The following is a 22,136-nucleotide window of genomic DNA, read 5'->3' on the forward strand; positions in this document are numbered from 1 at the left end:
TGACGCGTCCGACCGGTAACCTGGAACCAACGCCGAGCTTGAATGACGAACCCTGCAGCATCTTCCGCCGGCAGACAGCGATCCGACCAAGGAACAATACCCAATGCTGATTCAACCGATCGATATTTTCGTCTACGCTTGGCTGATCTTGGCGGTCCTGTCGGCCGCCTATGTGGCGTGGGACCAGTTTAATGGAAACCCGGAACCCCCCGTAATGAAATGGGGCTTTGTCCTAACGACCCTCTATATGGGTCCGATTGGCCTGCTGCTGTACGTCATGGCAGACAAAGAACCCCAACCAGGCGGCCACGAAGATTTCATCAAGCCGCTTTGGAAGCAGGGTGTGGGATCCACTGTTCATTGTGTCGCCGGCGATGCCACAGGCATCGTGGTTGCGGCTTTGGTTACCGCCTTGGTCGGACTGCCAATGTGGATCGATTTGATCGTTGAGTACGCCGCCGGGTTCCTATTCGGATTGTTGATCTTCCAGGCTCTGTTCATGCGCAAGATTATGGGCGGCAGTTACGTCGAGAATGTTCGCCGCAGCTTCCTGCCTGAACTGATTTCCATGAACTGCATGATGGCCGGGATGGCACCTGTCATGATTTACCTCATGATGGGGCGCGACATGCGCGCAATGTGGCCGGGAGAGCCGCTGTTCTGGGTGGTAATGTCGCTCGGGATCGTCGCTGGTTTCGCTGTTGCCTATCCAGTCAACGTATGGATGGTCTCGCGCGGAATGAAGCACGGGCTCATGACCGTGCGCGAAGACTCCACGCCCGGACCAATGCAGGAGAGCCCGCCGTCCCAAGCCCGCCGTGATGAGAAATCGCCGGGCCACACCGGCGGCGTGCATCCTGACATGCAAATGGCAGAGTCATCAGCCTTGGGCGCGCAGCCGCACGATCGGGCTCTGCAAAGACAGATTCCGGTGGCCGCTGCCGAGCACCTAAATCACCCGAGCGGAAGTTCTATGCAGAGCGGCAGTCGGCACATGCAGATCGGTGCGACTCGACCGCAGCTGGTTGCCGTCACCGTATTCTCGTCGCTAATGTTGCTCGCGGGCATGACGTTGCCTGCAGCCTTCTTCAACTTGCGACTGACCGCAGAAGAAGTAGGCGGGGCGATAATGCCGCCAGGCATGATCATGACCCAGGAAACCTCGGCCGCCGCGATGCTCGACATGGCGGCCGTCGACCCACGTCAGGTCACCGCAAATTACGGCCTGGATCGACATGGGGCGCGAGTGCTGGAGCCGCGCGTCGAAAACGGCGTCAAAGTCTTTGATCTGGAAACCTCCGTCATCCGCTGGCAAATACTGCCTGCGATCTCGGTCAATGCCTTCGCTTACAACGGCCAAGTCCCGGGACCCACATTGCGCTTTCGCCAAGGCGATCGCGTGCGGATTAACCTGACCAACCGACTGCCGGATTCGACGACCGTGCACTGGCACGGACTGATCCTGCCCAACGTCATGGACGGACCAGCTAAAATTACGCAAGCGCCAATCGAAAACGGCCAACGCTACAGTTACGAATTTACCGCCGTCCAGTCGGGGACCTATTTTTATCATTCGCACGATCACGTCGACCGGCAGCAAGCCCTGGGGCTTTATGGCGCGATCCTCATCGACCCGGAAAATCCCGCCGACGAGATTGCTGCGGACCACGATTACACGATCCAATTGCAAGAATGGCTAGTGCGAGACGGCCTGACTTACCCGGCGATGCCGATGGAAGGCGGCATGCCGAACTATTTTACTATCAATGGTCGCGCCTATCCTTCGACCGACACCATCAAGATGAAGGTCGGAGAAACGGTCAAGATACGCTTCATCGGCTCCAGCAGCGGTTTCATTCATCCCATGCATATCCACGGCGGCCCGTTCCTGGTGGTTGCTCGCGACGGCGAGACGCTCGCGCCGGGTGCCCGCTTCAAGGCCGACAGCATCAATGTCGGTCCCGGGCAACGCTACGACGTAATCTGGACAGCGCTCAAGGCCGGGAAATGGATGATTCATTGCCACATCTCGCACCACACGACCAACAACAACGCCGAACAGCAGGGGGGCGGCGGCCTGATGATGGACATCGACGTGGCCGGTGATCCAAAAATTTGAGCAAAACTGCTGTAGATGCTAAGGGCCAGCCGGGCAGCGATAGACGTTCTCGTCGGGCCGATAGACAAAGTCCTGCTTGCCGATGCGACCCTCCAACTTGGCGCCCGAAGTCATCGGCTTTTGCAGGGTTGCGATGATCCTCGCTCCGTGGCAGGCCAGGATCTCCGGGCTGTTGAAGTAACCTCGATCGGCATGTCCATATCCATAATCGTTTGCGGCATTGCCGAGCCGACGCGTGTCGACTGATGGATGCCACGACCGGAGAACAAGATTTGCCGCGCAGTTTTCTAAGCTCTGCTCTCTGCGTTTAATACTGAACTGCTGACAGGCCCGCAGCAAAGCCACGGGCCTGGACTAGAGACGTCTAAGTGCTCTTCGGATGGGGCGTTTGTGGCAACGGTTGCGGTTGCGGGATTGGGCTTGAGCAGCCGCCCCGCGTGATTGGCATCGCACACTGCTGATAGCCCGCTTGTGCCAGTCCGGCGAAACCGGTCACAGTCGCCGCACCTAGGAGCATAGCTCCGATCAGAGATTTCAACATTTTCGATTTTCCCGAGTTTTGAATATCTTCACCTGCCGCGCGCTTATGCGCGCAGCATTCTTTGCGAGCGTTGCCGCTCGTCGAATTCGGCGTGAAGGTTCAACCTCGGGGAGGCGGAATGGGCGGTCTTATGAGGAGCGACTGCAGTTCAAGGACGTATCGCGACGGCACCGCTTGACGAGTAGGTGTGAACGGGCTCACCCTATCAGTCAGGATCGCAGTGCCGGCAAAGCAGTGGTTTGCGCATCCGACCGCTGTTCTGCATTGCGGCATCGACCTGCAATCAAGCATGTCGTTGCAAGGGCAGACCGAATAATGCCCGGCATTCACTTCCACCGTTATCGTGCACGGCTTGGCCATCGCAACGCTAGCCATCGACGCAAAGGCCGTCGTAAACGAGAGCAAAACGACGAGTATAATGCGGTGCAAGGTCATCGAGAGTCCGATTATTTCGCCAGGGCCGCAATCGCCAGAACGAGCACGACAAATGGAGTAGCCCCGACGAGGCCCATTCCCCACATCATGCCACCCAAGGCATCCTGCATCATCGAATCTACTCCTTAGCATAGCCTTCAACAACGTATTTGTGGCACCCTTCGCTTGTGGCCGACACCGCGCCCGACGATCTGCGCGGGACGGCTGTCGGCCTCTTCAACCTAGTTACCGGCGGGTGTGTCGTTGCTGGCGAGCGTGCTCGCCGGCTGCCTCTGGCAAGCCTATGGTCCCGACGGCAACGTTTGCCGCCGACCCTCGACGCCGAAACAGCCGGACTGTTCGCAGCGATGTCCCGACGCTGTAATTTTGATCGCATCGGCCGCTCGGGCTGCTTCGAACGTCGCCGCCGCAACCGCCCCGCGCAAGCGCCGACGGCTAGAAACAATTGAACTGAGCTGTGAGGCCTGCTCGTGATACTCCCGATGCGTTGGATGTTATTCGAATTCGTAGCCGGCCGTCTGGCGGAGGATCGCATCTTGGCTATCCTTCGTGAGGCCGAATGCGCCGCCGATGCCGGCGTGAAGATGATTTTCGAACTCGGCCTCTAGATTGACGCCCGCGTATTGCTGCGTCTTGTCTGAATCGAACGTAAGACCGCGCACCGAGTCGCCGATCCCGCCATAAAACTCGACGCCGAGCGTCAGCTTCTCAAGATCCCATCTTTCGCTCTCGGCTTTTTCGCGAGCGTCTTCCTCGGCTTCCAATCCTGATTTTATGAGGACGTAGTTGAATCCGGCGGCATAGCCGAAGGACCAGACTCCATTGTCGAACTTGATCTCGTTGATCCAGTTGAAGGCGACGTTGAAGCGATCGGTGATGTCGTGTCCGACAATGAGCTTTGTCTCAAGCTCATGTTCTGTTCCCGCCGGACCTTCCGGCGTATCCGTCCGCCCAACGACAGATGTGATGAACCGGCTTTCCGGCTCCTTCTGCTCGTACTCGGCGTAAAGCACCGGATTGAAGAATGTCTCTTCCTTGAACAGGCGGACCCGGTTCTCAAACCGGAAACTGGCATAGTCGTAGTTCTCACCGTAGGTCTTCGCGCCCTCAAGATAGACGGCTGTCGTCCAGAGATCTGTGACGCCATATTCGATTTCGAAGAGTTGCGTGGTGTAGTCCTTCTCGCCCTGTCCAACTTGCGCGAAATCGGAAAAGACCTCAATTTCGGTCTCGCCCTTCTCCTCCAAGTGTTGATTATAGAGCACGAAGTTGGCGTCGTTGCCGGCGCGTGCCGGGTTCGCCGCATTAATCACCGTCGCGGTTACCAGCACGCAACTCAATGCCATTACATTTCGCATTCGTTCCCCCAACTGCGACCGCAACATCTCGCGTTATGGCGATTATATTCGGAACCCCGGAGGCAGGAATAGGATGTCTACTTCATATGTCAACAATCAGAGTTTACTGCGATCCTACGATGCGGATTTGTAGTTGGGTTGGTTGCGTTTCAGCCACATACCTAGAACTCCTCGCGCTTACGCAAGGGAAGGAACCTGGTGGTTCATCGACTGCGATAAGACGATCGCCGTTCATCCACGGGGGCGGTTCAAGGCGGATAACGGCATCGCGGGGCTCACCTGCTTTTCGCACGCAATAGACGAAGCGCGTATGATTATGGCAGTGTCGATACGTACGATTGTCGACCTGGTGGACGCTGTAGCCGTCGAACCTAAGATTGGGCGTCAGCAACGCAGGGAACGCTCCCGCACCAATTGAACTCGCGCTCAAGGCAGTTGTTGCGAGCGACGCCACGCTGAGAAGACGCATCAATTGTTTTGTTTTTTGTGTCGGTTGCATCTTGTCCTCACCGCTGAAACAGAACGGTTGAAAATCGTGCAGCTAGGCTGCTTAGAAAGCGCACAATAGTTTAGCGAGGCAACAGGAAGTCCGTGGGAGAACGGTTACGTCGAGAGCTTCAATGCCCGGCTCAGAGACGAGCTGCTGAACGGAGAAATCTTCTATTCGCTCCGCGAGGCCCAGATCGTCATCGAAAGCTGGCGACGCCATTACAACGCCGTCCGGCCACACGCTTCACTCAGCTACAAGCCACCAGCGCCCGAGGTCTTCGTGCCGACGATGGCTGCATGGCCACCTACGCAGCCTCCGGCCGCTCCGTCGTCCACGCAGCTTCTAGCCGATGGAGGCGCTGTGAACTAACATTCCACTTGGGCCACTCAGTCGGGGCTGATCAAGCCCCAAAAGCGATGAGGTGGGAACTGCGATGATCACACGCATGTCCTACGTTATGGATTTCTTCAAGAAATGCTCGCGCCAGATTGGAGCTGACATAGACGACGAACTAAGTATCGTCGACGACGGACACCTTTTTGTTGAGGGCAATATCGGTAGACTAGACGCCAGTGATTGATCTGACGCATGCGCAAGGCAACGCGAATTCGACGTCAATGAGTTAGTTAGGTAACTAGATCTGAACTAGAGGCGACCTTGAACGTGTTCGACAAGCGAGTGGCGATAGCAGCGGGCCTCACCATCGTCATCCTGGCCATTGTCGCGTGGAGCGGTCTTCTTGGCTTTCGCTCCAACGAGAGCGGCGTGATCGTCCTTCAGGGCAATGTCGACGTCCGACAGGTCAACCTGAGCTTCAAGGTCGCTGGCCGCATCGCCGAGATGATGGTCGACGAGGGTGACAAGGTCGAGACCGGAAAGATCGTTGCCTCGTTGGAGAAGTCCTACTTCGCCGACGAGGTAAGGCTGGCTCGCGCACGTGAGGCTGCCCAGACGGCTGTTGTAGCGCGGCTCGAGAACGGCACCCGGCCGGAAGAGGTCGCTCAAGCGCGCGCCGCTGTTTCCGAGCGTGAGGCTGGCGTCGCGCTAGCCGAAGCGACGCTAAACCGGCAGGAAGATCTTGCCGGTCGCGGTGTTTCCCCTCACCAACGGCATGATGAGGCAACCGCGGCGGCCCAGCAGGCGCAGGCGGCGCTGAAGTCCGCTCAGGAGACCTTGAAACTCGCTGAGATCGGCCCTCGCCGCGAGGACATTGATGCTGCGAAGGGTCAGCTCGAAGCCGAGAATGCGGCTCTTGCGCAAGCCGAGCGCCGGCTGACCGATGCCGATCTGATCGCCCCGAGCCACGGTGTGGTCTTGACCCGCGTCCGCGAGCCCGGCGCCATCGTCGCTACCGGCGAGACGGTTTATGCCGTGACCGTAACTTCGCCCGTCTGGGTGCGCAGCTACGTGTCCGAGCCCGACCTCGGGCGCATCGTACCTGGCATGTCCGTCGACGTGCGAACCGACGGGGGCAAGACTTATCGCGGGCAGATCGGCTTCATCTCACCGGTCGCCGAGTTCACGCCGAAGTCGGTGGAGACCAAGGAACTGCGCACGAGCCTGGTCTACCGCCTTCGCGTTGTGGTCGACGGGGAAACTGCCGGCCTGCTCCAAGGAATGCCGGTCACGGTCCTAGTGAAGACTGGAAACGGAAGCTGAACCATGAGCGAGGCATTGGTCCGGCTCGATGGCGTTTCGAAGCGGTTTGATGCGACCGCCGCGATTGCTGAAATGACCACCACGATTATGGGCGGAGGGATTACTGGTCTCGCCGGACCCGATGGCGCGGGCAAGACGACGCTGCTTCGCTTGATCTTGGGCCTGCTCAAACCGGATTCGGGCACGCTCAGCGTCTGCGGACGCGATCCTATCTCCGAGGCTTCCGAGGTCCGCGATCTCGTCGCCTACATGCCACAGCGATTCGGGCTCTACGAGGATCTGACGGTTCTCGAGAATCTGTCACTCTATGCTGACCTGCGCGCGGTTATCGGAGAAGACCGCCGTTCCGCCTTCGACCGCCTTCTGACGTTCACAAGCCTCGCTCCCTTCGCGGGCCGCATTGCGGGCGCATTGTCAGGAGGCATGAAGCAAAAGCTTGGGCTGGCCTGCGCACTCATCCGGACGCCGCGTCTGCTGCTACTCGATGAGCCGACCGCCGGCGTCGATCCGGTCTCGCGCCGCGAGCTGTGGCGCATGGTCCGGACCCTGACCAGTGAAGGCATTGGCGTCGTTTGGAGCACGGCCTATCTCGAGGAAGCGGAGCGGTGCGAACGCGTGCTCCTGATGAACGATGGCAGGCTGGTCTATGAAGGAACGCCGTCCGAGATCACGAGTCGCATGGCCGGACGGAGTTTCCACGTACGCAACGCCGGAGAGCGGCGCCGGGCCGTGCTCGCGGCCGCGGCCAAGATGCCCGGCGTCATAGACGGCGTCATCCAGGGCGCGAATGTCCGCATCGTCCTGGCGGCGGGAGCGACTCCCCCTTCCGCCGAAGACTTCAAGGGTCTCTCGCTGGAGGTCGTTCCAACGCCGCCTCGTTTCGAGGACGCCTTCGTCAACCTGCTGGGCAGCGCCACCCCGGCGGTGTCCCGTCTCCCAACAGCGGCGGACCCTGCGACGCGGAGCGCCGGCCCTGTCATCGAAGCGAGAGAGCTGACCCGCCGCTATGGTTCGTTTACAGCCGCTGACCGCATCTCTTTCGCAATTGGGAGGGGCGAGATCTTCGGTCTGCTCGGGCCGAATGGCGCCGGCAAATCGACCACCTTCAAGATGCTGTGTGGCCTCCTGCGCCCGACCTCAGGCGAGGCGCGCGTCGCCGGCCTCGACGTCGCGGTTCAGACATCCGCCGCGCGCAACCGGCTCGGCTATATGGCGCAGAAGTTTTCGCTCTATGGAGATCTCAGCGTCGCGCAGAACTTGGAGTTCTTCGCCGGGGTCTATGGGCTCACGGGTGCAGGCCGTCGGCGCGCCGTCGAGCGCGTGACGGACGCGTTCGGTCTGAAGCGATACCTCGACACGAACGCCGGAACGCTGCCGGCTGGCTATAAGCAACGCTTGGCGCTGTCATGCGCGGTCATGCACGAGCCGCCAGTGCTCTTTCTCGACGAGCCGACCTCGGGCGTCGATCCGCTAACGCGTCGTGAGTTCTGGGCACATATTAATGCGCTCGTGCACAGCGGCGTTACGGTGATGGTGACGACGCATTTCCTCGATGAGGCCGAGTATTGCGATCGCATCGCGCTCATCTATCGAGGACGCGTAATCGCAACCGGATCTCCCGACGATTTGAAAGCCAGCGTACGGACGCCAGCGCTTTCCGATCCGACGCTCGAGGATGCATTCATCGCGCTCGTCGAGGCGGACGACCAGAAAGCAGTCGCATGATGCCGTTGGCGTTGCAATCCACCGACCGCTTCCGCCGGATCGGTGCGCTGATTCGCAAAGAGACACGCCAGATCATCCGCGACCCAAGTACCATTGTCATCGCGGTGATCCTCCCACTGACACTACTGTTCCTGTTCGGCTACGGCGTCTCCTTCGATGCCCGGCGTATCGAGATCGGGCTGGTCGTCGAGGATCCGACACCGGAGACGGGCAGCTTCACGGCCTCGCTGACGAACTCGCCCCTCTTCGCAGCGCGTACGGCTCGTGATCGGCACAACTTCGACAGCGATCTTGTCGCTGGACGGATCGACGGGATTGTTATCCTAGCGGCCAATTTTGCCGCTCAGGCCGCGCGCGGCGACCGCGCGCCGATTCAGGTCATCGTCGACGGCAGCGACCCGAACAAGGCGACCCTGGTGCGCAACTACCTTCAGGGCGTTTGGGGAAACTGGCTCACCCAGGAGGCCATCGCGCGCGGCGAACGCGTGACCGTGCCCCTCACGGTCGTGCCGCGCGTCTGGTTCAATCCGGAGCTTTCCAGCCATCACTACCTCGTACCGGGCTCGATTGCGATCATTCTGATGCTCATCGGCGCCCTCCTCACAGCCCTCGTTGTCGCGCGTGAATGGGAGCGCGGTACGATGGAGGCGTTGCTCGCAACGCCCGTTGGCATTATCGACATTCTGGCAGGTAAACTCATTCCGTATTTCGTACTCGGCATGATCACCATGACACTCGCAACAGGCACGGCCTTGTTCCTGTTCAAAGTGCCATTTCGCGGGTCGTTCGCCGTGCTCGCGCTGATGACGGCTGTATTCCTCACCACAGCGCTGGCCCAGGGCCTCTTGATCTCCACGTTGACCCGCAATCAGCTCGTCGCCGCCCAGAGCACGATGATCTCCGCCTTCCTGCCGAGCTTTTTTTTGTCGGGTTTCGTGTTCGAGATCGCTGGCATGCCCTTGTCGCTGAGGATCATCTCGTACGCGGTGCCAGCCAGATACTTCGTCTCTGGCCTTCAGACGCTGTTCCTCGCAGGCAACGTGTGGAGCGTCATCTGGCCGAACCTCGCCGGGATGGCGATCATCGCTTCCATTTACATCACCCTGACAGCTTCAAAGACCAAAACAAGGCTCGACTGAAATATGCGCCCCCGCTTGTGGTCCCTGATCGTTAAAGAGCTTCTCGCCAACTGGCGCGACCGTCGCAACCGGATCATTCTTCTCATTTCTCCGATGATCCAAGTGCTGATCTTCTCCTTCGCCGCGACGCAGGAGGTGAAAAACGTGCCCCTTGCCGTGTTGGATGAGGATCGTAGTGTGCTATCGCGCGAGTTGATCTCGCGTTTTGAGGCCTCGCCTCAGTTCTCGCAAGTCATGCGGCTTGAGGGCGTAGCCGATATCGCCCCGGCCATTGATTCCCGTGAGGCACCAGCGGTCTTACACATCGCTCAGGATTTCTCGCGCAGGCTTACGGCAGGGCAGCCGGTTCAGGTTCAGCTCCTTCTTGACGGCCGGCGCTCGAACGCTGCGCAAATCATCCAGGGCTATACTGTCGAGATCGTCGATCGTCTGAACGCGGAGTTCGCCCGACTGGGTAGCCTGCGCGGTCCGCCAAGCTTTGTCGTGGCGCGGACCTGGTTCAATCCGAATTCCGATACGCTTTGGTCGACCGTGCCAGGCCTCTTTGCGGTACTGACGACTTCGGTTGGCATGATGGTATCTGCTCTGTCCGTCGCTCGTGAGCGGGAACTCGGCTCTTTCGAACAACTTCTCGTTTCACCGCTGACCTCCTTAGAGATCCTCGCTGGCAAGGCCGCATCGGCGCTAGTGATCGCTGTGGCCGAAACCACCATTGTCATGCTGATCGCGATGTACGTGCTTGTGGTGCCGATGGAAGGATCGATGTTGCTGCTCTACGGGTCGATGATCGTTTATCTCCTGTCCATCATTGGGATCGGATTGTTCATATCGTCGCTCTCCTCGACCCAGCAGCAAGCCGTTATCGGCAACTTCATGTTTCTCGCCCCGGCGATCCTTCTTTCGGGATATGCAACGCCTGTCTCAAACATGCCGGACTGGCTGCAGACGCTGACGCTCGCAAACCCGGTCCGCCATTTCGTCGTCATAGCGAAGGGCGCCTTCCTAAAGGATCTGCCCATCGACGTCATTGCGACTCACCTTTGGCCGCTGGCACTGATTGCAGTGGTTACGCTATCCGCTGCGACTTGGCTCTTTCGGGAAAAGACAGGGTAGGTCTCAGGATTTCTTGGAGTCGCGGTCGACATCTCCCGTGGGCAGCAGACAACCCGGCCATTTGGGAAATGCGGGTTAATGTCTCAACAGTGTTGCCGCCTGACTCTACGCGGGAGGCAGGATCGAAAGCAGAATCGAGCCGCGAGCAGTACTTTGACGCAGCTTGTCAACGCGCACTAGCCAGCGAGACCGAGTCGTTCGCGTGCAGGTTCTTGCCAGTCGGTCCCGGCCGGATAGCCTACGGCGGTAGCGAAAATTATTAAGCTGGTTGCAGGATGGGCGCCATCGGAGTGGAGTAGGTTAGATCTCTAAGAACTTGTCAGGCAACTCATCGCGGTTCAGTGCGCCCGGCGGAAAATGAGCGGCGAGAACCGCTCCGCATCGTTCGATCGCCGCGACAAAGCCGTCGGCAGGCCGGCCAACTTTGATCGCCGTAAGCAATACATTAATTGCGTCATCCCAGACCTGGGGCGAGACTTTTTCGTTGATCCCGGCGTCTGCGACGATCTCCGCATAGCGTTCGGCCGTAGAGGCAAAGATGAGCACGCCGGTGCGATGCTCGGTCTTGTCCAATCCTTGAGCAAAAAATTGACGCATCGCCTCAGCGTGCGCCCGATCTCGCTTGGCCTGTCGCGGTACGACGTGGAATCGAAGTTTCGGATGCGATAGGCCGATAGATGCAATCACGAAGGCGATAAGTTGCGACAGATAGATGGTCGCCGCGGACCATCTCGTTAGATAGATGAACGGCAACGGCGCGAACAAGGCTATTGCTGCCGCCCATGCGATCGGCACCAGTCGGTAGTCGCTTGAATGCCGAGCGACAACGCAGAAGATTTCTCCGGCGGTGCCCGACTCCGCATTTCGGATAGCATCCGTGATGCGTCTCTTGTCAGAGTCGGCGATCATTCTTTCTTCCTTCACCAGCTTCCTGACGAGCCCCCACCGCCGAACGTGCCGCCGCCGCCGCCGAAGCCGCCGCCCGACCGGGACGATCGCCCGTGTGATGACCTGCTTTCCGAAAGGAGTATCAGTAAGAGAGCCTGCAAGAGCGCCTGGCAATTTGCGCCCCCTGCGGTAGCGCAGAAGATCAGAAATCCGACCCCTAGGAGAACAATGACGATCACCAGCCAAAGCGGGACATCGTCAGGCTGCGTGATGTTGGGTGAGATACTTTGCGCGGCCCGTCGTTGCCATTCCTCAGCATCACCGCTTAACACCTGGATAAGGTCCTCGACACCGCGCTTGATGCCACCGGGAAAATCGCCAGCCTTGAAGCGCGGCAGGATTGAAGTCTCGATAATGTATTTGCCGATGGCATCGGTCAGCGTGCCCTCGAGTCCGTAACCGACTTCGATTCGGACTTTTCGTTCGGTTGGTGCCACGATCAGGAGCGCGCCGTTATTCTTATCCTTCTGGCCGATTTGCCAGCGCCGCCCCAGTTGATATCCATAGTCCTCGATTGAAGTGCCTTGAAGCGATTTCAATGTGACCACGACCAACTGGTCCGTCGTCTTCTTCTCAAGATCGGCCAGCGCCTCTGTCAGCGCCGCGCGCTCTGCCGCGTCAAGCACGGCCGCCTCGTCGACGACGCGCCCCGTGAGCGCGGGAAAGCTGAGCGTCTGCGCGGCGCATGCGCCGACCAGACAGATCCACGCCGCGGCAACGAAGATCGCACGGCGGAGCATGACCGCGCTCCCTTAGAACTTCACTTGCGGCAGCCGCTTTGCATCCTCAGAGACCGTAAACTCCTGCATTGGTTTGTTGCTCCTGTAGAGCGTTGATGCCCAGATTACACCCGGAAGGGTTCGAAGCTCCGTATTGTAGAGGCGCACCGCTTCGATGTAGTCGCGGCGTGCAACAGCAATACGATTTTCCGTGCCTTCGAGCTGCGACTGGAGTGCCAAGAAGTTTTGGTTTGACTTGAGGTCAGGATAGTTTTCGGAAACCGCGAGCAGTCGCCCGAGCGCGCCGGACAATTGCGCCTGCGCCTCTTGGAATTTCTTGAAAGCTTCTGGGTCGGTGATTGTACCCGCATTCACTTGGACTGACGTCGCGCGTGCGCGCGCGTCAGTTACTGCCTCGAGCACGGTGCGCTCCTGCTGCGCAAAGCCTTTAACCGTCTCGACCAAATTGGGGATGAGATCGGCCCGCCGCTGATATTGATTCAGCACGTCCGACCATTTCGCCTTGGCCTGTTCTTCGTAAGTCGGGATAGTATTGATGCCGCATCCCGACACCAGCAGTCCGAAAAGCGGCACGAGTATCGCTATCCGGGCAAATCGCGAGAGGCTTGTGAAAGAGGCAGACATGCAAATTCTCCTTGTCGGCTGCCACCGATCGCCCCGACGTTGTAGTGAAGAACGCGGCCGCATTCTCTCAAGTAAAACTGACCAAGGTCATAGGACACATGTTCGGCCAGAAGATCGCAGATAGTATCGGGATGGCCGCGACCCTTTCTTTCCACGACCTCGAATGAGGTTTCGCTCATCGTCGGACCTTTATGAGCGATAACCTCGAGATTCACGGCTACACCGTTGCCCGGCCCCAGATGAGGCGCGCAAAGCTAGGCCACAGATTGTAAAAGAACACGAACACCGCCGAGACGAACCAGCCATACATGGCGCTGGCGATCAGGCCATATAGGAAGCTCGGAATGTCCAGCAGTTTGAACTGCGGGAAAATGTCGACCAAAAGGGCATGGCCTTTGAGTTCGGGGAAGAAGCCCCACAGGGTTACGCAAAGCACGTAGATCACCTGAAACAGCATGCAGGTGGCAAACATTGTTGGCAGATAAGGAAGAGGATCGGATTTTGTCATGATGTGTCTCCTCTGAAGAGATGACGACGTCACTGCTGCTCCGGATGATGAGCTTTGTGATCTTCATCAGTGGGCGATGCAGGAGTAGTTGGTGCGTCGCCCGATTTTTGGCCGCCTTGCATCATGCCGCCACCCATCATTCCGCCGCCCATTTTCTGCATATTCCCCATCATCGTTCCCATCTGGTCGTGCATCTTCTGCATCTGGGTCTTCATGGATGGGTCGCTGGTGCTGCTCATCATGGCGCTCATATCCTTCATCATGACGCCCATGTTCTTCTGCATATCTCCCATCATCGGGCAGTTCATGCCGGCCGGGGCTTTCTGTGATGTGTCGGTTTTCGGTGTTGTGTCGGTTTGCGCGAAGGCAGCGGCCGGCAAAGCTAGCATTGCCGAAACCACGCATACGTTCATCAGAGCTTTCACGGTTGTTCTCCTTGGTTACCTGGTCCGCGAGTGCGCGCTTTCTATGCCGCACGGACCTACTTGATTGAATTCCATTTGGCGCGGGTGAAAACCTTGATGCCGGTCAAAAATCGGCGAAAAATCACGCAAGATTATGCTCGCGGAAGCTGTCCATAATGGACTCGTCAAAGCTTTGAGATGTGCGCAGCAACACTTCACAGTCGTACCTGGTTTAGCCGCAGCGCATTACCGATGACACTGACGGAGGAAAGGGCCATGGCTGCGGCCGCAATGATTGGGGACAGCAGAACCCCAAACATTGGATAGAGAACACCCGCAGCCACGGGTATCCCTGCCGCGTTGTAAAAGAAGGCGAAGAACAAGTTTTGCCGAATGTTGCCCATCGTCGCCGCAGAAAGGCGGCGCGCTCGTACAATTCCGTTCAGATCCCCCTTGAGCAGCGTGACGCCCGCGCTTTCCATGGCAACATCGGTGCCGGTCCCCATCGCAATACCGACGTCAGCGGCCGCCAGCGCCGGCGCATCATTGACACCGTCGCCGGCCATCGCGACGACACGTCCTTCGGAACGATATCGGGCGACGATCTTTCCTTTGTCCTCGGGCAGCACTTCCGCTTCGACATCCGAAATTCCGAGCTTCTGCGCGACCGCCCGCGCTGTCGTCGCGTTGTCACCGGTCAGCATGACGATGCGAATCCCGGCGGCTTTCAGCTCCGAGATCGCTTGGGCCGTGGTGACTTTGATGGGATCGGCAATAGCCAGGATGCCGGCGGCCTGCTTGTCGACGGCGACGTAGATCGCGGTGGCCCCTTCGCCGCGCAACTCGTCCGCCGCTTTGTCAAGATCGGCGGTGTTGACCCCGAGTTCGCTCATGATCCGCTTGTTACCAATGACCAGCTTGCGCCCGTCGACTGATCCCGTAACGCCTTTGCCCACTGGAGAGTCAAAATCTTGAGGCGCCGTCAGTGACAACCCCCGGTCCTTCGCCGCCCGCACGATGGCTGCGGCAAGCGGGTGCTCGCTGTTGCGTTCGACGCTGGCGGCCAGGCGGAGCAGCTCGTTTTCATCGAGACCGGTCGTTCGTATCGCGACGACGCTTGGTTTGCCTTCCGTCAGGGTGCCGGTCTTGTCGATGACGAGCGTATCGACCCGTTCAAAACGTTCAAGGGCCTCGGCACTTTTGATCAGCACGCCGGATTGGGCGCCCCGCCCAACGCCGACCATGATTGACATAGGGGTGGCGAGACCGAGTGCGCACGGACAGGCGATGATCAAAACCGAAACGGCTGCGACGAGACCGAATGCGAACCGTGGCTCTGGTCCCCAGATTGCCCACGCCGCGAAGGCAAGGATTGCCACCGCAATGACGGTCGGCACGAACCAGGCGGAGACCTGATCCGCAAGCCGTTGAATTGGCGCGCGGCTGCGCTGTGCCTGGGCCACCATCTGAACGATTTGCGCCAGCACCGTGTCGCGCCCGACCTTGTCGGCTCGCATTACGAAGCCGCCCGATTGATTCATCGTGGCGCCGATGACTTGGTCACCTGCCGCCTTTGTGACGGGCATGGACTCGCCCGTCACCATCGACTCATCGATCGAACTTCGACCATCGACGATGGCCCCATCGACAGGGACACGTTCGCCTGGACGCACACGCAGCTGGTCGCCGACCTGCACCTGATCGAGGCTCACGTCCTCATCTGTGCCATCCCCTCGAACGCGTCGCGCCATTTTCGGTGAAAGATCGAGCAGCGCCCGAATGGCGCCACTCGTCTCCTCGCGCGCCTTGAGCTCGAGAACCTGGCCGAGAAGCACGAGCACGGTGATGACGGCCGCCGCCTCGAAATAGATAGAGACCGATCCGTCCATGCCGCGCATGGCGGACGGAAACAGATCCGGCAGCGCCGTGCCAACGATGCTGTAAATCCATGCTACGCCGGTACCCATGGCAATGAGCGTGAACATGTTCAGATTGCCGGTGCGAACCGAGGCAACGCCGCGCACGAAAAAGGGCCAACCCGCCCACAGCACGACGGGCGTGGCGAGCAGCAGCTGCAGCCAATTCGACGTCTGCTGCCCGAGCCATTGATGCAAACCGGCGAGGTGCCCGCCCATCTCCAGAGCAACGACGGGCAAGGAGAGAACCAGCCCCACCCAGAATCGCCGACGCATGTCAGCAAGCTCGGGATTCTCGCCCTGACCAGCGGTGACGAGTTCCGGCTCGAGTGCCATGCCGCATATGGGGCACGAGCCGGGACCAACCTGACGGATCTGCGGATGCATCGGGCAAGTATAGATCGTGCCTTCCGGAACAGGCCGAGCTGGCTTTGTTTCAGGGGTCAGGTATTGCTCGGGCGCGCTGGCGAACTTTTCCTTGCAGCGTGCAGCGCAGAAATAATAGGTGCGCCCAGCGTGGACATGCCGGTACTTGGCAGTGTGAGGGTCCACGGTCATGCCGCAGACGGGGTCTTTGTTGCCCTCCATCGAGCCGTGTTGATGGCCATGATGCCCGTGCGCGTGGACGTCTGCCGACATAATTCTGGACCTTTCTTGTACCCTCTGGGGGTATGCTTGACCTTAGTACCCTAAGGGGGTATCCGTCAATGCATGGCTAAACCGTCGAAAAGCTCAAATCTGAAGCGCCTGAGCCGGATTGAAGGACAGGTTCGCGGCCTTATGCGCATGATCGAAGAAGATCGGTACTGCATCGACATCGTCACGCAGATCGCTGCGGTCCGGGCGGCTCTGCGCCGCGTTGAAGAGGAGGTGCTTCAGGATCACATCGGGCATTGTGTCGAACACGCGATTGTCAGCGGAAATGCCGTTGATCAGCGCCGCAAGATTAAGGAGCTTATGGACGTTTTGAGCCGCGCATCGCGTTGATTTCCATCAACGTAGGCCGCGAGATCAACGAGTATGAGAAACAAGATGACGGGGATTGCCTTGTTGGCCATTGCTGGAGAAGACGATGAAGCCGGAAGGTTACCACTATGAACGGCGCGCGATACTGGGCTTGATCGCCTCGGCAGTGGCTACGCTTGCCACTAGCGTTCGTGCTGAGTCGGCGCCAACCATCAAGGTATTCAAGGACGCTGACTGCAATTGCTGCGGCGCATGGGTCGAACACCTGCGGGCCCATGGGTTTGTGGCGACCATCACTGAAACCTCTGAGATGCAGGCCGTGAAAGCACGCTCAGGCGTGCCGAAGGCACTTTCGTCCTGCCATACAGCAGAAATCGCCGGCTACGTTGTTGAAGGTCATGTGCCCGCTCACGCAATTCAGCGTTTACTTGCTGAGAATCCCCAGGCCATCGGTCTCGCCGTTTCCGGGATGCCTATTGGCTCGCCCGGTATGGAGGGGGGAAGGCCCGTAGCCTACGACGTGATCCTTTTTGAACAGGATCGGCAAGACGTCTTTGGTCGCTACAAAGCCGATCGTCCTGTGTAACTGACAGAACTTCGTTGAGTACTTCCATAGACGGTTCGAGGAGGAGCCAGGAGCATGATGCACGATTGGATGTGGGGGATGGGGACTGGCAGTCTCCTCGGATTGATCGTGGTTGCGCTAGTGATCGCGGCCCTCGTGAAGTACGTGTTCTTCGATTAGTGCGGAGTGCCATACTGTGTAGATGGCGAAGGGCTGGAAGTTCGTGGCGACTCTCCGCGGAGCGTGAGCGCCTCGAAGGTCGCTTTATCCATGACGCCTTCAACCTCGACCGCTGCCGAGCCCAATCCGAGCGGTATCGCTCGTGCTTCACGTGGCCAGCAGACCGGCGTTCGCATGCGCCTCATCGTACGGGAAAACAATTGCGGGATCTGGAACCGCAAGGTGCTTATCCGTTTGGGGACAGGCCAACCTCGAAATGAAGTCTCGGATCACGTTGAGCCGCGCGAGGCGCTTGTCGTCGGCGCGAACGACAATCCAAGGAGAGAGTGGGCTTGAAGTTCTTTCGAACATGCGATCGCGAGCTTCCGTATACGCATCCCAGTGCTTAACGGATACCGCATCAATCGGACTAACCTTCCACTGCTTTAGGGGGTCGTCCTGCCGATTCCGAAGCCGCTTTTTCTGCTCGCTTTTGCTGATGTCCAGATAGTACTTCAGGATTTGAATCCCGGATGCGATCAACATGTGTTCAAACGGAATGACATCCTGCAGAAAGCTTTCGTATTCGCTGTCTGTGCAGAAACCCATGACGGGCTCGACGCCAGCTCTGTTGTACCAGCTGCGATTGAAGAGCACCATTTCCTGCGATGCCGGCAAATAGCGCGTGTAGCGCCTGAAGTACCAGGAGGCCCGGTCATGATCCGACGGCTTGCCGAGCGCCACGACCCGCGTCTCCCGAGGGCTAAGATGCTTGACAATTCGCTTGATCACACCATCTTTGCCGCTCGCATCCCGACCTTCGAAGATGACCAAGACCTTGTGTCCGTGTTTTATGGTATGTTTTTGAATTTTTACGAGTTCGACCTGGAGGTCATGCAGTGTTGAGGCGTAGGCCTCACGATTATTCAGATCGCTATTTTTATCGGCATCTTTTGACATGGGCTCTTCTCGCTAGCGCTTGAGATTGAGTTACGAGGCGTGTGGCTATTGGCTTAGGGCGACGTCGGACGCGCGTGATCGAGACGACGCGGCAATCGCCAACATGCGACTGCGGCTGCCGCCAGAAAGCTCGACGTCAGCAAGAAAGGCGCGCCAGCAATAATTGTGCTCGCGAACAGCGAGCCGCCTGCCAACGATCCCAACACCTGCCCAAGATTGCTCACGGCGCTCTGCTTCCCGAGCTCGGCACCCCTGCTTTTTCCACCTTCCAGCGATACCCAGTACGTCAGAATCGGGAACAGAATGCCGGCGCTGGCCGCGACGACGGCAACAACGGCCAGGAGAGCCGTAAACGCAGTCATCCGGGGCACGAGAGCAAGCGCCGCAGCCATGGTGATGAGGGAAGGCACGATGAACCATCGGGTCGAGGCCGGCGTGATCATCGGCGAGAACACCGCAGCCTGAACAATGAACATGACCAAGCTGCAGACTGTGAACATCAAAGCGACCTGCCGGGGATCCATGCCAAGGTCCTGATTGCCCCGCAAGGCAAGTCCGACCTCGAATGCGCTGATCCCTATGGCGACGACGAAGCCAACCGCGCGCAGCGTCCAGATAGTTCGCATGTTGATTTCGCACGTTGGGTGTGACTGGCTTTGATCTGATGGGGAAGCGATGGTCCCTCTGGGTACCCAAATGTGCACGGCCAGCGCTGCCGCGAACGCAAGGATTGAAACGGCAAGAAAAGGAAGGGCATACGACCGCCGCATAACCGCGCCAGCAAGGGACCCGGTTGGGAGTGTCGCTAGAAACCCGCTGAGCATGGGACCAATGAGGAACCCCGAAATGCTTGCCATGCTGACCCAGGCGAGACGGCGCGCACGCCACGCATCGCTGCCCCCCTGGTCCGCAATGACGGCAGATGCGACCGGCGTGATAGCTGACGCGAACAGACCGGTAAAGAAGCGCTCTGCGTAGAATGCGCCAATCGTCGGATTGATTGACCCCAGCAGCAGGCTGACACTAAAGCCGACAAGACCGATGACGAGGATCACCCGGCGTCCCCGCCGATCTGAGAGCCATCCCCAGACGGGTGCAAAGAGAAAGAGCGCCATGGCGTGGACCGCCGTCAATAACCCGGTGTGACGTGCCACTTCGGTCGCCGCATTGGGGCCGTGGATTGCCAGCAGCATGAGCGGAAGAATGGGCAGAACGATCCCATAGCCAGCCGATACCATAGACACGCTGAGCAACAGGGCTGCCAAAGGAGCGCCGGAGAACGGCGGCTCTCCTGGTGTCTCGGTCATGCAGTGGCCCCGGCGAGGGTGGGGCTGCCGGCTATCGCGCCGGCACTTTTGATGCCCGACAATTTCGTGCGCTTAAGCATCAAAGCATTGACGGCAACGAGAGCCGAGCTTCCGGACATGGCAAGCGCCGCGATCTCGGGGCTCAGCGTGAACGGATAGAACACGCCTGCAGCCAATGGAAAGGCGACAACATTATAGCCCACCGCCCACCAGAGGTTCTGGTGCATTTTTCGCAGCGTCGCGCGGGAGAGTTCGATCGCGCCGACAACATCGTAGGGATCGCTTTTCATAAGGACAACATCGGCGCTCTCCATGGCGACGTCTGTCCCCGCACCAATGGCAAAGCCGACATCGGCTTGGGTCAGGGCGGGAGCATCGTTGACCCCGTCCCCCACCATGCCGACCTTCTTGCCCTGCGATTGCAATTCCTTGACCTTGGATGCCTTCTGGCCGGGCAACACGTCTGCGAGAACGATGTCGATGCCCAGTTCGTGGCCGATACGCTCGGCGGTGCCTTGATTGTCTCCGGTGATCATTGCGACCTGCACGCCACGTGCCTGGAGCTGCTTGATGGTATCTGCTGCGGTAGGACGTGGTTTGTCGGCAATGGCAATAAGTGCGAGGATCTTGTTGTCGCGCGCCAGATGTACGACCGTGCGGCCAGCGCCCTGGAGTCGCTCGGCATCGCGCTTAAGTTCGCCAATATCGATATTCTGCGCGTTCATGAGCCGGCGGTTGCCGAGGAATACCGGCTTGCCGCCCACCGTCGCTTGCGCACCCATTCCCTCAAGGTTGGTGAAGGAATCAGCCTTGCCTGCGTCAATGCCTGCGGCTCGGCGGAGGATGGCTTGCGCAAGCGGATGATCAGAACCGGCCTCCACCGACGCAGCAATGCCGAGTATCTCACGCTGATCTACACCACTGGCAGGAACGACTTCGACCACTTCCGGCTGGCCCATCGTGAGCGTCCCGGTTTTGTCGAAAACCACGACGTCCAGTTTTGTTGCCTCTTCCAGGGCCCCAGCGTTCTTGAACAGGATGCCGTTCATGGCACCGAGCCCGGTGCCGACCATGACGGCCATGGGTGTCGCGAGGCCGAGTGCATCGGGGCAGGCGATGACGAACACCGTTATCGTGAGAGTAAGCGCGAACAATAGCGGCTTACCAAGCCACCAGAACCAAACAATGAAGGTGAGAAGACCAATCAGTACTGCGGCTAGTACGAGCCACTGAGAGGCACGATCAGCAAGCAGCTGCGCCGGTGCCTTTGAGTTCTGCGCCTCCTGCACAAGCTTGACGATCTGCGCGAGTGCGGTGTCAGCGCCCACCTTGGTTGCCGTGTAGCGGAACGTGCCGCTCTTGTTGATGGTTGCGCCAATAACGGTATCACCGGGCTTCTTATCGACAGGCATGGACTCCCCTGTCAGCATCGACTCGTCCACCGTGGAGCGTCCTTCCGTAACGCGGCCGTCGACCGGGATCTTGTTCCCCGGGCGGATCACGACGGCATCACCGGCGAGGACCTCCGCCGTTGGCACTTCGATCTCGCGCCCGCTGCGGATCACATTGGCTTTTGGCGGCGCCAAGTCCAGCAGCGCCCGGATCGCAGCAGACGCGCCGGCGCGCGCCCGCATCTCGAGCCAATGACCCAGAAGAATGAACACGAGCAGGATGGCGGAGGCCTCGTAGAACTGCTCGCCCGCGAAGAAGAATGTCGCCCCTACGCTGAAAAGATAACCCGTCCCGACGCTGAGAACGACGAGCACGGCCATATTGAGGACGCCGTTTTTCAGCGCTCGGTAGGCTGCGACGACGAAGGGCCAGACCGGATACAGGATGGCACCACTTGCCAGGAAGAATAGGATGACGTTGAGGCTTAGTCCGAATGGTGGGGTCAATAACGGCGTCGTCATCCCCATCGGCGAGAACACGAATATCGGCAATGAGAATGCGAGGCTAATGAAGAAACGGTTTCGCATATCGCGGACCATGTCCTGCATGTCCATGCCGGCGCCGTGGCCCATCTCATGGCTCATGTCGTCCATTTGCATCGCGTGGTCTGCATGTTTATGTGCGGGTGGTAGCAGTTCCGCAGCGATCGGAGTCTCCTGACGCATCGCTGAATGGTCATGCTTGCGATGGAAAGTCCCGGGCGGCTTGACCGCAGCGGTGCCTGAAGATGACGGGGCACGCTGGCAGAGATGCGAGGGTGCGAGCTCACCGGTGCAATGATGACCGCATTGGTCGATGGCTTCCTTGATGACAGCCGGCGTAACCCTAGCCTCGTCGTAGTTGACAGTCGCGCTGCCCGAGACCTGATTGACCGCAACGTCTGCGACACCGTCAAGCTTGGCCAATTGCCGTTCGACGCCTAACGCACCGAGCGGTGAGAGCAATGCACCGACGTGGAGATTGATTGTCTTCATGACCGTCTCACCTTTTGAATGTCTGGAGCCACGG

Annotated in this window: 18 protein-coding genes and 2 pseudogenes; 8 read left to right on the forward strand and 12 right to left on the reverse strand. The window is 59.1% G+C overall.

From position 1 onward, the window contains the following. The first annotated feature begins 103 nt into the window (after window positions 1-103). Window positions 104-2,119 (forward strand): DUF4396 domain-containing protein, encoded by a 2,016-nt coding sequence (locus tag K2Q04_RS09490; RefSeq protein WP_291162466.1) that lies wholly within the window; start codon window positions 104-106, stop codon window positions 2,117-2,119. A 24-nt stretch (window positions 2,120-2,143) separates the two neighbouring features. On the opposite strand, the pseudogene K2Q04_RS09495 reads toward K2Q04_RS09490, so the two are convergent. Both K2Q04_RS09495 and K2Q04_RS09505 read right to left on the reverse strand, forming a co-directional pair. After that, window positions 2,144-2,311, reverse strand: a pseudogene (locus K2Q04_RS09495) (IS5/IS1182 family transposase); the annotation flags it as partial. 1,278 nt (window positions 2,312-3,589) lie between these two features. After that, a complete protein-coding gene (locus K2Q04_RS09505) occupies window positions 3,590-4,441 on the reverse strand; it encodes a hypothetical protein (protein WP_291162469.1) in 852 nt (283 codons plus the stop codon). Between the two features lie 595 nt (window positions 4,442-5,036). Between K2Q04_RS09505 and K2Q04_RS09510 the strand changes: the two are divergent. From K2Q04_RS09510 to K2Q04_RS09530, 5 genes and pseudogenes are all read left to right on the forward strand, one after another. Next, window positions 5,037-5,312: pseudogene (locus K2Q04_RS09510) on the forward strand (transposase); the annotation flags it as partial. A gap of 294 nt (window positions 5,313-5,606) precedes the next feature. Next, on the forward strand, window positions 5,607-6,602 hold the full coding sequence (locus K2Q04_RS09515) for an efflux RND transporter periplasmic adaptor subunit (protein WP_291162787.1): 996 nt from the start codon (window positions 5,607-5,609) through the stop codon (window positions 6,600-6,602). Between the two features lie 3 nt (window positions 6,603-6,605). Then, entirely contained in the window at window positions 6,606-8,327 is a 1,722-nt protein-coding gene (locus K2Q04_RS09520) for an ATP-binding cassette domain-containing protein (protein ID WP_291162472.1), read from the forward strand. Next, window positions 8,324-9,466 carry an ABC transporter permease gene (locus K2Q04_RS09525; RefSeq protein WP_291162474.1) on the forward strand — a complete coding sequence of 381 codons (1,143 nt, stop codon included), beginning with the start codon at window positions 8,324-8,326 and terminating at the stop codon, window positions 9,464-9,466. The genes K2Q04_RS09520 and K2Q04_RS09525 overlap by 4 nt, the downstream gene beginning before the upstream one ends. 3 nt (window positions 9,467-9,469) lie before the next feature. Continuing rightward, on the forward strand, window positions 9,470-10,579 hold the full coding sequence (locus tag K2Q04_RS09530; RefSeq protein WP_291162476.1) for an ABC transporter permease: 1,110 nt from the start codon (window positions 9,470-9,472) through the stop codon (window positions 10,577-10,579). A gap of 300 nt (window positions 10,580-10,879) precedes the next feature. On the opposite strand, the gene K2Q04_RS09535 is transcribed toward K2Q04_RS09530, so the two are convergent. From K2Q04_RS09535 to K2Q04_RS09565, 7 genes are all read right to left on the reverse strand, one after another. Further along, window positions 10,880-11,488: a TPM domain-containing protein gene (locus tag K2Q04_RS09535; RefSeq protein ID WP_291162478.1), complete on the reverse strand. Its 609-nt coding sequence runs from the start codon at window positions 11,486-11,488 to the stop codon at window positions 10,880-10,882. An 11-nt stretch (window positions 11,489-11,499) separates the two neighbouring features. Then, window positions 11,500-12,267, reverse strand: coding sequence for a YgcG family protein (locus K2Q04_RS09540; RefSeq protein ID WP_291162481.1), 768 nt, complete (start codon window positions 12,265-12,267; stop codon window positions 11,500-11,502). Between the two features lie 12 nt (window positions 12,268-12,279). Further along, on the reverse strand, window positions 12,280-12,891 hold the full coding sequence (locus K2Q04_RS09545; protein ID WP_291162484.1) for a LemA family protein: 612 nt from the start codon (window positions 12,889-12,891) through the stop codon (window positions 12,280-12,282). Continuing rightward, window positions 12,849-13,070 (reverse strand): methionine adenosyltransferase, encoded by a 222-nt coding sequence (locus K2Q04_RS09550; protein ID WP_291162487.1) that lies wholly within the window; start codon window positions 13,068-13,070, stop codon window positions 12,849-12,851. Before K2Q04_RS09550 ends, K2Q04_RS09545 begins: the two co-directional genes overlap by 43 nt. A 38-nt stretch (window positions 13,071-13,108) precedes the next feature. Beyond that, window positions 13,109-13,399 carry a hypothetical protein gene (locus tag K2Q04_RS09555; protein ID WP_291162489.1) on the reverse strand — a complete coding sequence of 97 codons (291 nt, stop codon included), beginning with the start codon at window positions 13,397-13,399 and terminating at the stop codon, window positions 13,109-13,111. A 29-nt stretch (window positions 13,400-13,428) separates the two neighbouring features. Further along, window positions 13,429-13,824: a hypothetical protein gene (locus tag K2Q04_RS09560; RefSeq protein WP_291162491.1), complete on the reverse strand. Its 396-nt coding sequence runs from the start codon at window positions 13,822-13,824 to the stop codon at window positions 13,429-13,431. Window positions 13,825-14,018: 194 nt separating this feature from the next. Then, entirely contained in the window at window positions 14,019-16,307 is a 2,289-nt protein-coding gene (locus tag K2Q04_RS09565; protein WP_291162790.1) for a heavy metal translocating P-type ATPase, read from the reverse strand. Between the two features lie 123 nt (window positions 16,308-16,430). Here K2Q04_RS09565 and K2Q04_RS09570 point away from each other — a divergent pair, with 123 nt between their 5' ends. Next, window positions 16,431-16,706, forward strand: coding sequence for a metal-sensitive transcriptional regulator (locus K2Q04_RS09570; protein ID WP_291162493.1), 276 nt, complete (start codon window positions 16,431-16,433; stop codon window positions 16,704-16,706). 85 nt (window positions 16,707-16,791) lie between these two features. Continuing rightward, the gene (locus K2Q04_RS09575; protein WP_291162495.1) at window positions 16,792-17,271 is read left to right on the forward strand and encodes a DUF411 domain-containing protein; all 480 of its coding nucleotides are present in this window, start codon (window positions 16,792-16,794) and stop codon (window positions 17,269-17,271) included. A 306-nt stretch (window positions 17,272-17,577) separates the two neighbouring features. Here K2Q04_RS09575 and ppk2 read toward each other — a convergent pair whose 3' ends face one another. Genes ppk2 through K2Q04_RS09590 form a run of 3 tightly spaced genes read right to left on the reverse strand, consistent with a single transcriptional unit; the run spans window position 17,578 to window position 22,102 of the window. Further along, window positions 17,578-18,369, reverse strand: a complete 792-nt coding sequence (gene ppk2, locus K2Q04_RS09580; RefSeq protein WP_291162497.1) for a polyphosphate kinase 2 — start codon at window positions 18,367-18,369, stop codon at window positions 17,578-17,580. 53 nt (window positions 18,370-18,422) lie between these two features. Beyond that, complete coding sequence (locus tag K2Q04_RS09585) at window positions 18,423-19,676, reverse strand: MFS transporter (protein ID WP_291162499.1); 1,254 nt, start codon at window positions 19,674-19,676, stop codon at window positions 18,423-18,425. After that, window positions 19,673-22,102, reverse strand: coding sequence for a heavy metal translocating P-type ATPase (locus tag K2Q04_RS09590; protein WP_291162502.1), 2,430 nt, complete (start codon window positions 22,100-22,102; stop codon window positions 19,673-19,675). Before K2Q04_RS09590 ends, K2Q04_RS09585 begins: the two co-directional genes overlap by 4 nt. Window positions 22,103-22,136 lie beyond the last annotated feature (34 nt).

The organism is Hyphomicrobium sp. (assembly GCF_019753045.1).
Lineage (GTDB): Bacteria > Pseudomonadota > Alphaproteobacteria > Rhizobiales > Hyphomicrobiaceae > Hyphomicrobium_B.

What these genes read in the sequence shown, in the direction of transcription:
- K2Q04_RS09490 (WP_291162466.1), top strand. Translation starts at nt 104, where the DNA reads ATGCTGATTCAACCGATCGATATTTTCGTCTACGCTTGGCTGATCTTG.
- K2Q04_RS09505 (WP_291162469.1), bottom strand. Translation starts at nt 4,441, where the DNA reads ATGGCATTGAGTTGCGTGCTGGTAACCGCGACGGTGATTAATGCGGCG.
- K2Q04_RS09520 (WP_291162472.1), top strand. Translation starts at nt 6,606, where the DNA reads ATGAGCGAGGCATTGGTCCGGCTCGATGGCGTTTCGAAGCGGTTTGAT.
- K2Q04_RS09525 (WP_291162474.1), top strand. Translation starts at nt 8,324, where the DNA reads ATGATGCCGTTGGCGTTGCAATCCACCGACCGCTTCCGCCGGATCGGT.
- K2Q04_RS09530 (WP_291162476.1), top strand. Translation starts at nt 9,470, where the DNA reads ATGCGCCCCCGCTTGTGGTCCCTGATCGTTAAAGAGCTTCTCGCCAAC.
- K2Q04_RS09535 (WP_291162478.1), bottom strand. Translation starts at nt 11,488, where the DNA reads ATGATCGCCGACTCTGACAAGAGACGCATCACGGATGCTATCCGAAAT.
- K2Q04_RS09540 (WP_291162481.1), bottom strand. Translation starts at nt 12,267, where the DNA reads ATGCTCCGCCGTGCGATCTTCGTTGCCGCGGCGTGGATCTGTCTGGTC.
- K2Q04_RS09545 (WP_291162484.1), bottom strand. Translation starts at nt 12,891, where the DNA reads ATGTCTGCCTCTTTCACAAGCCTCTCGCGATTTGCCCGGATAGCGATA.
- K2Q04_RS09550 (WP_291162487.1), bottom strand. Translation starts at nt 13,070, where the DNA reads ATGAGCGAAACCTCATTCGAGGTCGTGGAAAGAAAGGGTCGCGGCCAT.
- K2Q04_RS09555 (WP_291162489.1), bottom strand. Translation starts at nt 13,399, where the DNA reads ATGACAAAATCCGATCCTCTTCCTTATCTGCCAACAATGTTTGCCACC.
- K2Q04_RS09565 (WP_291162790.1), bottom strand. Translation starts at nt 16,307, where the DNA reads ATGGAGGGCAACAAAGACCCCGTCTGCGGCATGACCGTGGACCCTCAC.
- K2Q04_RS09570 (WP_291162493.1), top strand. Translation starts at nt 16,431, where the DNA reads ATGGCTAAACCGTCGAAAAGCTCAAATCTGAAGCGCCTGAGCCGGATT.
- K2Q04_RS09575 (WP_291162495.1), top strand. Translation starts at nt 16,792, where the DNA reads ATGAAGCCGGAAGGTTACCACTATGAACGGCGCGCGATACTGGGCTTG.
- ppk2 (WP_291162497.1), bottom strand. Translation starts at nt 18,369, where the DNA reads ATGTCAAAAGATGCCGATAAAAATAGCGATCTGAATAATCGTGAGGCC.
- K2Q04_RS09585 (WP_291162499.1), bottom strand. Translation starts at nt 19,676, where the DNA reads ATGACCGAGACACCAGGAGAGCCGCCGTTCTCCGGCGCTCCTTTGGCA.
- K2Q04_RS09590 (WP_291162502.1), bottom strand. Translation starts at nt 22,102, where the DNA reads ATGAAGACAATCAATCTCCACGTCGGTGCATTGCTCTCACCGCTCGGT.